Annotated in this window: 9 protein-coding genes; 8 read left to right on the top strand and 1 reads right to left on the bottom strand. The window is 68.4% G+C overall.

What is annotated here, in order from left to right:
* The first annotated feature begins 6 nt into the window (after positions 1 to 6).
* Entirely contained in the window at positions 7 to 732 is a 726-nt protein-coding gene (locus tag E1263_RS27975) for a ComF family protein (RefSeq protein WP_132172652.1), read from the top strand.
* Positions 733 to 979: 247 nt separating this feature from the next.
* Positions 980 to 1,603: a ribosome hibernation-promoting factor, HPF/YfiA family gene (gene hpf, locus E1263_RS27970; RefSeq protein ID WP_132172644.1), complete on the top strand. Its 624-nt coding sequence runs from the start codon at positions 980 to 982 to the stop codon at positions 1,601 to 1,603.
* An 87-nt stretch (positions 1,604 to 1,690) separates the two neighbouring features.
* Here the strand turns inward: hpf and E1263_RS27965 are convergent, their stop codons facing one another.
* The gene (locus tag E1263_RS27965) at positions 1,691 to 2,488 is read right to left on the bottom strand and encodes a S1 family peptidase (RefSeq protein WP_132172642.1); all 798 of its coding nucleotides are present in this window, start codon (positions 2,486 to 2,488) and stop codon (positions 1,691 to 1,693) included.
* A 135-nt stretch (positions 2,489 to 2,623) separates the two neighbouring features.
* Between E1263_RS27965 and E1263_RS27960 the strand changes: the two genes are divergently transcribed.
* From E1263_RS27960 to secA, 6 genes are all read left to right on the top strand, one after another.
* A complete protein-coding gene (locus E1263_RS27960) occupies positions 2,624 to 3,886 on the top strand; it encodes an AfsR/SARP family transcriptional regulator (RefSeq protein WP_132172640.1) in 1,263 nt (420 codons plus the stop codon).
* Positions 3,887 to 3,919: 33 nt separating this feature from the next.
* A complete protein-coding gene (locus E1263_RS27955; protein WP_132172638.1) occupies positions 3,920 to 5,293 on the top strand; it encodes an AfsR/SARP family transcriptional regulator in 1,374 nt (457 codons plus the stop codon).
* An 11-nt stretch (positions 5,294 to 5,304) separates the two neighbouring features.
* Entirely contained in the window at positions 5,305 to 6,726 is a 1,422-nt protein-coding gene (locus tag E1263_RS27950; RefSeq protein ID WP_132172636.1) for an AfsR/SARP family transcriptional regulator, read from the top strand.
* A gap of 11 nt (positions 6,727 to 6,737) precedes the next feature.
* Positions 6,738 to 7,946 carry an AfsR/SARP family transcriptional regulator gene (locus tag E1263_RS27945; RefSeq protein ID WP_132172634.1) on the top strand — a complete coding sequence of 403 codons (1,209 nt, stop codon included), beginning with the start codon at positions 6,738 to 6,740 and terminating at the stop codon, positions 7,944 to 7,946.
* Between the two features lie 73 nt (positions 7,947 to 8,019).
* Positions 8,020 to 9,216, top strand: a complete 1,197-nt coding sequence (locus E1263_RS27940; protein ID WP_132172687.1) for a winged helix-turn-helix domain-containing protein — start codon at positions 8,020 to 8,022, stop codon at positions 9,214 to 9,216.
* A gap of 184 nt (positions 9,217 to 9,400) precedes the next feature.
* Positions 9,401 to 12,331, top strand: coding sequence for a preprotein translocase subunit SecA (gene secA, locus E1263_RS27935; RefSeq protein WP_132172632.1), 2,931 nt, complete (start codon positions 9,401 to 9,403; stop codon positions 12,329 to 12,331).
* The last annotated feature ends 48 nt before the right edge of the window (positions 12,332 to 12,379 follow it).

The raw sequence follows: 12,379 nt of genomic DNA, 5'->3' as shown, positions 1-12,379 counted from the left end.
GGCCGGATGTCGCTTGTGGACGGCCTGCGGAGTGGTCAAGGTGGTGGGGTGTGGAGTGCTGCGGTCGATCTGCTGCTCGGCGGGGACTGCGCCGGGTGCGGAGCGCCCGGTGTGACGTTGTGTGATGGTTGCCGGGGTCTCCTGGGGCGAGTGACTCCGTTCCGTGCTTGGCCGGATCCACCGCCGGCTGGTCTCGCGCCGCCGACAGCGGCCGCGCCGTACGGCGATGAGGTCCGGCGACTCGTCATCGCTCACAAGGAGAACGCGCGGTATCCACTGGCCCGTCCGCTCGGCGTAGCGCTCGCGGCTGCGGTGCAGGCGGTGCTGGGGGAGCAGCAGGGCGTCTGGCTGGTGCCGGTCCCGTCGGCTGGGGCAACAGTTCGCCAGCGCGGGCATGACCCGCTCAGCCGGATCACGAGGGCTGCTGCGCGCGCCCTGCGGCGACAGGGGATCAACGCCCGGCTCGCTCCGGCACTACGGCTCGTACGGCGGCCTGACGACCAGGCCGGCCTGTCCGCAGAACGCCGTACCGCCAACCTGGACGGGGCTTTCCGGCTTCGTTCGCGCTGGGCTGAACCCCTGACGGATCAACCGATCATTGTCGTCGACGATGTGATCACCACCGGTTCCACGCTCGCGGAAGCCTGCCGCGCCGTGGAAACACGGGGAATTCCAGTGCTCGGCTGCGCCGTGATCGCCGCAACCGCGAGACGGTTGCCGTCTGGTTCATGAGAACTTCTCTACCGGTTTTCGCCGAAGCCGACTAGCGTTGGTGCATGACACCCGCTTGGGCTTGTCGAGCAGTCGAGTGGCGCAGGACCGGATCAGCCGGATTCCTGGCCACGGGCTCCGACCGGCTTCATCACGGGTGTCTTTCGTTTCGGGCTCCCCAGCATCCGTAATCAGACCAAGGAGTCGTGTTCCGAACCGTCGGGGGTCCGGAGACGTAAGAAGAAGTCGCCGATCGATGGAGGTTTCCGTGGACGTCGTTGTCAAGGGTCATCACTGCGAGGTCAGTGACCGCTTCCGGCAGTACGTCGAGGAAAAACTCGAGCGAATCGAGAAGGTCGACCACCGGGTACTGCGGTGCGAGGTGGAAGTCAGCCAGGAGAAGAACCCGCGACAGCACGATCGCGCGATGCGTGTCGAGCTCACGATGTACACGAAGGGCCCGGTGGTCCGCGCCGAGGCATGTGGTGAAACCAAGCAGGCAGCCTTCGATGTGTGCCTGGACCGGCTCAGCTCCCAGGTCCGCAAGGCGGCCGACCGCCGCCGCGTGCACGGTGGACGGACCCCGGAGGGTCTGCGGGCCCTCAACGCGAAGCAGCCGGTGACCGGCAACGCGCCCGTGCTGGAGGACACTGCCGCCGAGGACGAGGTGGCGACGTACAAGGTCGGTTCGCTGACCGTCACCGGAGACGGTCCGCTGGTGATGCGCGAGAAGACGCACACCGCCAAGCCGATGTCCCTTGACCAGGCCCTCTACGAGCTGGAACTGGTCGGGCACGACTTCTACCTGTTCGTCGATGCCGACGACAACCAGCCCAGCGTCGTCTACCGGCGACGCGGCTATGACTACGGCGTGATCCGCCTAGCGGTCTGACCTACCACTGAAAGGCCCGGGCTCCTCGCGGAACCCGGGCCTTTCGCCCTGTGCTGTCGAGACTAGGCCTGTGAAGGTTTTTGGGTACTAGCCGATCTGCGCCTGCAGTTCGGCCGCGTACGTCGCCACCTCGGCGTAGACACCGGGGTTACCGGCGTCCGCGCAGCCGACGCCCCAGGAGACGACGCCGAACAGACGACCGTTCAGCACCAGCGGGCCACCGGAGTCGCCCTGGCACGAGTCCTTGCCGCCGGCTTCGAAGCCGCCGCAGATCTCACCCTCGGCCGAGTAGCCCTGGCTCGCGTATGCCTTCTCGCAGTACGCGTCACCCAGGACGGGTGCGTCGACCTTCTGGAAGGTGTCCTCCGGGCCGGTGCCCTCGGTGGCGCCCCAGCCGTACACGACCGAGGCGGCGCCGGCAGCGTCCGCTGCCTTGTCGGTGTTGAGCGCCAGCGTCGGTACGCCGGTGAACGGCGTCGCAAGCGTCAGTACGGCGACGTCGTGGCCGGCCTGCTTGCCGTACTCCGGGTCGACCCAGATGCTGCTGATCTTGGACTCCTGGCCTCCGGCCGCGGTGAGGACGTCACGTCCCTGGATAGCCGTGTACGTCGACGCTGCCTCCCCGGCGCAGTGCGCGGCGGTGACGATCTTGTTCGCCGCGACCAGTGTCGAGCCGCACCACTGACCACTCGGCGACGGCGACCCGCTGTTGTTGAGCGCAACCGCCCACGGGGTGTCCGCGGTGTGGGCGACAGTTCCACCGACGATGCGGGTCTTCGGGCCGTCCGGGGCCGGTGCTGCGGTCGCAGTGGTCGCCACTGCGCCGAGCGACGCTGCGGTCAGGGCTCCAGCGGCCACAAGGGCGCGTACGAGTCTTCCTGTCATGCCTCACACTCCAGGGGTTAGCGGACGTGCGGGCGGCACGACCTCTGCGATGACCCTCTCTCGGCTACGACAGGTAGCGCACCTCTCACTTGCGGTAATACCGGAGTTATGACCTCGCGCCGCTAGACTGCGCCGGTGAGCGACGCGCCGGTCCGGTTCGAGGTGCTCGGGCCCTTGCGAGTCACCCGTGGCCAGGAACAGTTGCAACTGGGTCCGGCCAAGCAGCAGGCGGTGCTCGCGACGCTACTGGCCGCGCCCAACGAGGTAGTGCCGACCGCTCGGATCATTGCCGCTGTGTGGGGTGACGAACCGCCGGTGAACGGCACGAACGTCGTTCAGAAGTATGTGGCCGGCCTGCGCCGCGTCCTCGAGCCGGACCGGCTACCGCGGGCCGCCGGGAACCTGCTGCCCTTGGAAGACGGTGGCTACCGGGTGGTGGTGGCTCCTGGTAGCTCGGACGTCGATGAGTTCGAGGTCCATCTGCAAGCAGCGCTCGAAGAGCGCAAGGCGGGCAGGCTGGACAATGCGTCGCGGGAGCTGGAACAAGCGTTGCAGCTCTGGCGTTCAGACCCGTTCGAGGGTCACAGCGGGCCGTTGTTCGACGAAGCCCGGAAGAAACTGCAAGAACGCCGTACTGCGGCGTCCGAGGAGCGTGCCGACATCGTGCGTGAGCAATCTGCAGACCGTACGGCGGCCGGTCGCCGGGATGGCCGTAGCTGGGCGCTCGGCCGCGGCTGGCCGGTCAGCCTGACCGATGTGATCCCGCCGCAGCGGCCACTGGCCGGACGCGTGCTGATGAAGGCGTCCGCCGTCCTGATCGGCTTGGTGACGCTCGGCTTCGGCACTGCCGTCCTGCTGGGGGTCGTCGCCTACCTGCGCCGTAACCGTCGGCTCACCCAACTGGCCGCGCTCTATCTGGTCATCTGGCTGATCGGCGTCGTCCTCTTCTTCACCGGCGCTGTGGACGATGCCAGCGTCGCCAACAACCTCGGACTGGTGCTCGTCCTCCTGGTCACGGTCGTCGGCTCGATTCAGCTCGCCACCGCCGTCGCACCCATCTCGGTACGCCGCATCCGCGGTCTCGCCGCTCTCGACCAGCGCCAGCGCGCCCGAGAGGTCGTTGCCCGTGACCCCGAGCACGCCCGCACTCTCGGAATCGGCCGCCCGCATCTGCAGCGCGAGTACGACGACGGTGGCCTGGTCGACCCGAACGACGTACCGGCCGGCGTCCTCACCCGGATCCCCGGCATCACCGCCCAGCACGCGGCCCTCATCGTCGCCAGCCGCGAACGCGAAGGCCGGTTCAGCACAGTCGACGACCTGGCCGACCGAGAACTCTTCCCGTCGCCTCTTCCGGACGCCGTCGCAACGTTCCTGGTGGTCCTGCCCGCGTCGTAGGATCCAGCTCCGGAACAGACCTGGGGGGCCTGGATGGGAGCTGTTGAGTACGAGCTGCTCGGACCGCTCGCCGTACGCCGCGACGGGGCTGCAGTCCCAGTGGGAGACCGGCGTCGGGTGCTGGCGCAGTTGCTCCTGCATCCGAATGCGCCGGCCAGGGTTGGCGGGCCAAGGGCCCATCAGTTCGTCGACGAGCTGAGAGAGCTGCTGGACCCGCACCGATCGCCGGGCGCCGACGGTGCACTGATCGAACTCAGCGACGGCAGATACATGCTCTGTATGGAGCGTGACGAGCTGGATCTACTCCGCTTCGAGGACACCGTCGCCCGGGCGCGCAAGCTTCGGGACAGAGATCGCCGCGACGAGTCGGCCGAGGCCTACCGGGCGGCGTTGGCACTCTGGCGCGGCAAGCCGTTGGCCGGACTGGACGGCCCTCCCTTCGACCGGGCGCGCCGCCGCCTCGAGGAACAGCGCCTCACCGTCGTAGACGACCTGTACGAGGTGGAGCTCGCCCGCGGCCGCCACCAGGAGGTCCTGGCGGAGCTCGTCGCACTGGTCGCCGAGTTTCCGCTCCGGCTCCGTCTGAGGGCCGACCTGATGGTCGCCCTGTACCGGCTTGGCAGGAAGCCACAGGCCCTGGCCGCGTACGACGAGCTCCTGACACTCGGGGTTCGTCCGCCCACTGCCCTGAAGGTGCTCCGGGCGCGCATCCGCAGATCCGACCCCCTGCTGATGCTGCCAGTGGCGCCGCCGGTGGCACAGCCACCCGAGCCGCTGCCGGAGGAATCCGCTCCGGAAGTGCTGGGCAAGGTGGTCTTCACCCTGGTACTTACGGCTTTCACCTGCGGTGCCGGCGCAGCGGTCTATCTGGTTGCCCGCGGCATCGAGCAGCGCAGGTGGTCGCTACTGACAGCCGTCGGCTACGCCGCTGCCCCGATTCTGCTCGTCACCTCCCCACTGGGCGGAGACGAGGTCTTCATCGCCGGCCCGCTGGTCCTCCTGTCCGTGGCCCACTTGCTCCTCGAGCTGATCGCGCCCCCACACGGTTGGTGGCCGCGCACCTGGTTGCCCCGCAATCACCGAGACCGTGCAGCGGCGCGGATGCGCAAGCACTGGCGTCGGAGGGCCCAGCACGACCCGGATGCTGCACGCCTGGCCGGCGTCGGCCGCCCAGACCTCGGCCGTGGGACCGATGACGGAGGTCTGGTTGACGTGAACAGCGCGCCGGCCGAGGTGCTGACCACGCTGCCAGGTGTCACACCGGAAGTGGCGGGCCGCATCCTTCAAGAGCGCCTGGAGAATCCCTTCGCCAGTGTCGACGAGCTTGCGACCCGAGGTGTCGTCGCCGTCGCTGCGGAGCTGCGCGGCCGAGTGCTGACGCTGCCTCCTGACCGCCTGGCCCCGTAGACTCCGCGGTCATGCGGTTCCGGATCCTGGGGGGACTGGCCGTTCGGCTGCAGTCCGGTGAGCTCGCGCTCCACAGCGAGTTCCAGAGACGTGTCCTGGGTCGGCTGCTGGTGCACGCGAATGCACCTGTTGCCGTTGCGCAGCTCACTGAGACGGACTGGTCGAACAAGCCGGAGGACCCCGCCGTACAGGTTCGGGCCGCGCTGGCGGAGCTACGGGATCTGCTGGATCCGCATCGGCCGCCGGGCTCGGACGGCTCGCTGATCGAGCTCAGCGACGGTCGCTTTCTGCTGGCGGTGGCACGGAACGACCTGGACACGTTCGTCTTTGAGGACGGCATTGCGGCGGCCCGCCGGTTGCGGTCACAGGACCTGCGCGAGCAGACAGCTGCGATGCTGCGGAAGACGTTGCAGCTGTGGCGTGGGCTGCCGTTGGAAGGGCTGACCGATCCGCTACTCGACGTGGCCCGGGGACGGCTGGGTGCACTGCGGCTCGCGGCCATGGAGGACCTGTTCGAGGCCGAGTTGGCCTGTGGGCGTCACTTCGAAGTGCTGCCGGAGCTGTATGCGGCCACGGCTGAGTTCCCATTGCGTGAGCGTGTCAGGGGCGCGCTCATGGTCGCCCTGTACCGCTCGGGCCGGCAGGTGGAAGCACTCCAGGAGTACGCCGAGCTGGAGGCCCGGCTGGCCGCGGCCCGCAACTTCCCACCGTCGGCGGCGCTCAGGACGCTGCGCGACCGCATCCAGTACTTCGAGCCGTACCTCATCCTGCCGGTTGTCCCGAAGGCCGACCCCGAGGTGCCTCAGGTGTCCACTGCGCCTGAACCCGAGCGTGAGCTGTCCGGCCTGCTCTTCGAGCGGCTCCTGGCGGCCGTGCTGCCGTTCGTGACGTGCGGATTCGGTACGCCCTTCGCGCTGGCCGTGATGGGGCACCAGCGGAAGGACTACCGCCTAGTGGTGCCGGCGGTGCTCTCGCTGGCTGCTTCGGTCGTACCGCTCGCAACGGGCCGGTACGAAGCCCTGGGCATCGTGCTCCTCGCCGAATCCTGCTATCTGGTCGCGATCGTGGGTTCTCCGGACCAGCGCTGGTGGCCGTCTACCTGGTGGCCACGCCGTCGGTGGACACGCGAGGCAGCGAAGCTACGGCGGCGCTGGCGGAAGATCGCTCGCCGGGCTCCGGATCAACTGCGAACGGCTGGCATCGGCCGTCCCGATCTCATGCTGGGGACCGACGACGGCGGCCTGGTCGACCTGAACACTGCCCCGGTCGAGGTTCTGATCACGATCAAGGGCGTAGGCGCCCGAGAGGCTGCGCTGATCATCCAGTCGCGGACCTGGTGGCCGTTCTGGTCGGTCCAGGAACTGCAGACCCGCGGCCTGATGCGCGTCTCCAGCGAACTGCGTGAGCGGCTGTTGATCCTCCCGCCCGTTTAAACTTCGCAGCGATGAACGAGATCCGGTACGACGTCCTCGGCCCCCTGACCGTGCGTCGGGGCAGCGCCGTGCTGAATGTCGGTTCCGAGCTGCAGCGACGGGTCCTGGCGGGCTTGCTGCTCGCCCCGAATGCACCGGTGCCGATGACCGACCTGCTCGAGGCCGGCTGGCAGTACGCCATCCCGGACGACGGACCGGAGCAGACCCGCGCCATCATCACGGCGCTGCGCGACCTGCTCGACCCGGAACGCCGTCCAGGCACCGAGGGCGCGCTGATTCAGCTCAACGATGGCCGCTACATGCTCTGCGCCAACCGCGAGAACGTCGACGTGCTCGCTTTCGAGGACGCCGTGCGCAGCGGCCGGGCCGCGCATGCCCGTGGCCACCTTCTCGACGCAGCCGGCCGGCTCCGCGCTGGTCTCGACCTCTGGCGCGGTGAGTTTCTGGAGGGGTACCGTGGCCCGCTGTTCGACCCGGCGCGCATCCAGCGGGAGGAGACCCGGCTGGACGTTCTGGACGAGCTTTTCGAGATCGAGCTGGGCCAGGGTCTCCAGGACGAGCTGCTGCCGGAGCTGGCCAACCACGTCGCCCGGAACCCGCTGCGAGAGGATGCGCGCGCCACCTTCCTGCTTGCGCTGTACCGCACTGGACGCCGGGACGACGCTTTGCGGCAGTTCGAGGAGATTGCGGCCCGGCTGCAGCGGGTGGAGGGTCGCGAGCCGTCGCTGAAGCTGCGGGAGCTGGCCGCTCGGATCGCTCGCGAGGACCCGACCCTGCTCACGAGCCCGACCTCAGCCGCGGACCTCGCCAGGCGCCCCGCCGGCGATATTCCGGCGCTGCCCTTCACTCCGGGGCCCGCGGTTGTCCCGCTCCCGGCGGTGCCCTTGGCGCCGCCGTCCTCGTGGCGCAAGGTGGCCATCAAGGCCGGGGCCGCGCTGATCCCCGTCGTCACCATCGGACTGGGCAGCTGGGTGGCCATGGTTGCGCTCACCGTCCAGCGCCGGAACCCCTGGCTCCTGATCCCCGCCGCCGGCTACCTGGTCGCCGGAGTCTGGTGGCTCTTCGCCCCGGAGACCGTCGATTGGCCATTCGACATGCTCTTCATTTCGATGCCGATTGCGGCGGTCCATCTGGCGGTGCTGGCGGGTTCGCCGCCTCGTCGGTGGTGGCCACGGACCTGGTGGCCACGCCGTCGTCCGCGCCTGAACCCGCCAGCCTGAACCCGCCCGCCCTGAGGCGAGCGGAATTTTGTCGGCGGCCCCTGGCAGGATCTTTCGGGTGAGTACCCAGGTGATGTCGACGGCCCAAGCCAGGCGGGTGGCGCTGGCTGCCCAGGGGTTCATGGACCCGCGCCCCAAGGGCGTTCCGGACGCGCGAGCGCTCGGGCGAGTGCTCGGCCGGATCGGGTTGATCCAGATCGACTCGGTGAACGTGCTGAGCCGAGCGCAGTACCTGCCGTTGTATTCGCGGCTGGGCCCGTATCCGCGGGAAGTGCTGGACAAGGCCTCCGGGAAGTCACCGCGACGCCTGGTGGAGTACTGGGCGCATGAGGCATCGCTGATCCCGGTCGAGACGCATCCGCTGATGCGGTGGCGGATGGCACGCGCGGCCACGGAGGCGTGGGGTGGGCCGCGGTCGATCGCCAAGGAGCGTCCGGATCTGGTCAAGCAGGTGCTGGCCGACGTCCGGGAGCACGGTCCGCTGACCGCTCGGCAGATCGACGACGACGTGGAGCGGTCCCGCGAGCACTGGGGCTGGAACTGGTCGGATGTGAAACGGGCTCTCGAGTTCCTCTTCTTCGCCGGCGAGGTCACGGTCGCTCGGCGGAACCAGCAGTTCGAGCGGGAGTACGACGTACCGGAGCGGGTTCTGCCACGCTCTGTCATCGAGACGCCGACGCCGACCCTGGACGAGGCGCACCGTGGGCTGGTGTCGATCGCAGCCCGGGCGCACGGCGTTGCGACCGCGCAGTGCCTCAAGGACTACTTCCGTACGGCGCCTGCTCCGACCGCGCAGGCGATCGCGGAGTTGGTGGAGGAGGGGGAGTTGCTGCCGGTCCAGATCGACGGGTGGAAGCGCCCGGCGTACCTGCACCGGGATGCGCGGCTGCCGCGGCGAGTGAACACGCGAGCCCTGGTCAGCCCGTTCGACTCGCTGGTGTTCGAGCGGACCCGGGCCGAGGTCCTGTTCGACTTCCGCTACCGCATCGAGATCTACGTCCCGGCCGAGAAACGGGTCCACGGTTACTACGTGCTGCCGTTCCTGCTCGGGGACCGCCTGGTGGCCCGGGTCGACCTCAAGGCGGACCGGGCGGCCGGGGTGCTGCTGGTCCAGTCGGCCCACGCCGAGCCGAAGGCGCCGGCCGAGACCGCTGAGGAGTTGGCGGCCGAGCTGGTGCAGATGGCGGGCTGGATGGGTCTGGACCAGGTCTGGGTGGCCGGTGGCGGTGACTTGGCGCCAGCGCTGAGTGACGCTCTGCGGGGTAGTTGACGCGGCAACGGGAACTTTTGGGCACGCCTGAGCGTGGGTGTGTTACGGGCGAGGGCACGCTGCGGGCGTGGCTTGGCACACCTCGCCCCGTACGATAGGGGGCGCACGCCGTTCCAGCGGGTCGGTCGTGCCCGTCGGCATCGGCCGCAACCAGGCGACAGCAGCAAGGAGAGAACTCCCCACCATGAAGGTGTTCGACAAGGTCCTGCGGATCGGTGAAGGCAAGATCCTGCGTCAGCTCCAGGGCATCGCGAAAGTGGTCAACTCCATCGAGGACGACTTCGTCAACATGACGGACGAGGAGTTGCGGGGTCAGACTGCGGAGTTCAAGGAACGCCACCAGAACGGCGAGTCCCTCGACGCGCTGCTTCCGGAGGCCTTCGCCGTGGTCCGGGAGGCCGCCAAGCGGACCCTGCACCAGCGCCACTACGACGTCCAGATCATGGGCGGGGCCGCGCTGCACCTGGGCAACATCGCCGAGATGAAGACCGGTGAGGGCAAGACGCTGGTCGGCACGCTGCCGACGTACCTGAACGCGCTGTCCGGCCGCGGTGTGCACGTGATCACGGTCAACGACTACCTGGCCAAGTACCAGGCCGAGTGGATGGGCCGGGTGTACCACTTCCTCGGCGTCGACTACGGCGTGATCCTGCCGGACATGTCGCCGGCCGAGCGCCGGGTGGCCTACGCCAAGGACATCACCTACGGCACGAACAACGAGTTCGGCTTCGACTACCTGCGCGACAACATGGCCTCCAGCATCGAGGACTGCGTCCAGCGCGAGCACAACTACGCGATCGTGGACGAGGTGGACTCGATCCTGGTCGACGAGGCCCGGACCCCGCTGATCATCTCCGGACCGGCCGAGGACTCCCAGCGCTGGTACGTCGAGATGGCCAAGATCGCCACCGTGCTGAAGCCGCGGATCGCCGACGACAAGATCCCCGAGGAGCAGCGCCCGGTCGCCGACTACGAGGTCGACGAGAAGAAGCGCACCGTGGCCATCCTCGAGCGCGGCATCGAGAAGGTCGAGGACCGGCTCGGCATCGACAACCTGTACGAGTCGGCCAACACCCCGCTGATCAGCTACCTGAACAACGCGCTGAAGGCCAAGGACCTGTTCCGCAAGGACAAGGACTACGTGGTCGTCGACGACGAGGTGCTGATCGTCGACGAGCACACCGGCCGGACACTGCACGGCCGCCGCTACAACGAGGGTCTGCACCAGGCGATCGAGGCCAAGGAGAAGGTCGAGATCAAGGAGGAGTACCAGACCCTCGCGACGATCACGCTGCAGAACTACTTCCGCCTCTACGACAAGCTGGCCGGCATGACCGGTACGGCGATGACGGAGGCCGCGGAGTTCTCCAAGGTCTACAAGCTCGGCGTCGTACCGATCCCGACCAACAAGCCGATGATCCGGGTCGAGGAGCGGGACCTGATCTACCGCACCGAGGACGCCAAGTTCGACGCGGTGGTCAAGGACATCGTCGAGGTGCACGAGACCGGGCAGCCGATCCTGGTCGGTACGACCAGCGTCGAGAAGTCCGAGCGGCTGTCCGCGCAGCTCCGTAAGGAGAACATCGCGCACGAGGTGCTGAACGCGAAGCAGCACGCGCGTGAGGCCGCGATCGTCGCCGAGGCAGGCCGCAAGGGCGCCGTCACGGTCGCCACCAACATGGCCGGCCGTGGTACCGACATCATCCTCGGCGGCAACCCCGAGCACCTGGCCGACAAGGACCTGCGGGCCCGCGGGATCGACCCGGCCGAGTTCCCGGAGCAGTACGAAGACGAGTACCCGAAGGTTCTCGAGCAGTTCGAGAAGCAGGTCAAGGACGAGCAGGTCGAGGTCCGCGAGGCCGGCGGTCTGTACGTGCTGGGCACCGAGCGGCACGAGTCCCGGCGGATCGACAACCAGTTGCGCGGTCGCGCCGGCCGTCAGGGCGACCCGGGCAAGTCCCGGTTCTACCTGTCGCTGGAAGACGACCTGATGCGTCTGTTCAAGCGCGAGATGGTCGACTGGGCGATGTCGCGCAACGAGGACGACAGCCAGCCGCTGGAGAACAAAATCGTCACCAAGGCGATCGCGTCAGCCCAGGGCCAGGTCGAGTCGCAGAACTTCGAGACCCGCAAGAACATCCTCAAGTACGACGACGTGATGAACCGCCAGCGGCACGTCGTGTACGACGAGCGCCGCCGCGTGCTCGAGGGCGCCGACCTGCGCGAGCAGGTCTCGGACATGCTCGAGGAGACCGTCACCGGTTACGTCCAGGGCGCGACCGCCAACGGTTTCGCCGAGGACTGGGACCTGGACGCCCTGTTCACCGCGATGAAGACGCTCTACTCGACCGAGCTGACCGAAGAGAGCCTGATCGAGGAGGCCGGTGGCGAGAAGGCCGGTCTGACCTCGGACTTCCTCATCGACCGCTTCAACGAGGACGCCCGCGAGGCCTATGAGCGCCGCGAAGAGCTCCTCGGCACCGACGCGATGCGGGAGCTCGAGCGCCGCGTCGTACTGAGCGTGCTCGACCGCAAGTGGCGTGAGCACCTCTACGAGATGGACTACCTGCGCGAAGGCATCGGCCTGCGCGCGATGGCGCAGCGCGACCCGCTGGTCGAGTACCAGCGCGAGGGCTACGACATGTTCGCCACGATGATGGAGTCGATCAAGGAAGAGTCGGTCGCCTTCATCTTCAACGTCGAGGTCGACATCGAGGCCATGCGCGCCGAGATGGAGTCCGCCGCCCAGGCCGAGGCCGCGGGCGTCAACCTCGACCTCAGCGGTGCCGGCCTCGAAGGCCGCCGTGTCGAGGACATCCTCACCCCCGGTGCGCCGGTGGCGGAGTTCCCCGGCCGCGTCCAGGACGAGGAGCGTCCCCGCGACACCCCGCGCCTGCGCGCCAAGGGCCTGACCGGCGACAAGAAGCCCCAGCGCCTGACCTACTCCGCACCCACCATCGACGGTGACGACGAAGTCTCCGTCATGGGCGACGCGGTCGACGAAGGCTCCCTGATGTACGCGGGCACCCCCCGCAACGTCGCCTGCCCCTGCGGCTCCGGCAAGAAGTACAAGCGCTGCCACGGCGACGCCGCGTCAGACGCCTACAAGTTCTAAGCACCACCCCGAAAGGCCGGTCCCCCGGGACCGGCCTTTCGCATGCCC

Source organism: Kribbella antibiotica (genome assembly GCF_004349055.1).
GTDB classification, from domain to species: Bacteria; Actinomycetota; Actinomycetes; order Propionibacteriales; family Kribbellaceae; genus Kribbella; species Kribbella antibiotica.
The sequence above is the reverse complement of the archived record's forward strand: the minus strand, read 5'-3'. Positions and strand labels throughout refer to the sequence as shown.

Coding starts and splice junctions, on each gene's coding strand:
- secA (WP_132172632.1), top strand. CDS start 9,401: ATGAAGGTGTTCGACAAGGTCCTGCGGATCGGTGAAGGCAAGATCCTG.
- E1263_RS27955 (WP_132172638.1), top strand. CDS start 3,920: ATGGGAGCTGTTGAGTACGAGCTGCTCGGACCGCTCGCCGTACGCCGC.
- E1263_RS27940 (WP_132172687.1), top strand. CDS start 8,020: ATGTCGACGGCCCAAGCCAGGCGGGTGGCGCTGGCTGCCCAGGGGTTC.
- E1263_RS27965 (WP_132172642.1), bottom strand. CDS start 2,488: ATGACAGGAAGACTCGTACGCGCCCTTGTGGCCGCTGGAGCCCTGACC.
- E1263_RS27950 (WP_132172636.1), top strand. CDS start 5,305: ATGCGGTTCCGGATCCTGGGGGGACTGGCCGTTCGGCTGCAGTCCGGT.
- E1263_RS27975 (WP_132172652.1), top strand. CDS start 7: ATGTCGCTTGTGGACGGCCTGCGGAGTGGTCAAGGTGGTGGGGTGTGG.
- E1263_RS27945 (WP_132172634.1), top strand. CDS start 6,738: ATGAACGAGATCCGGTACGACGTCCTCGGCCCCCTGACCGTGCGTCGG.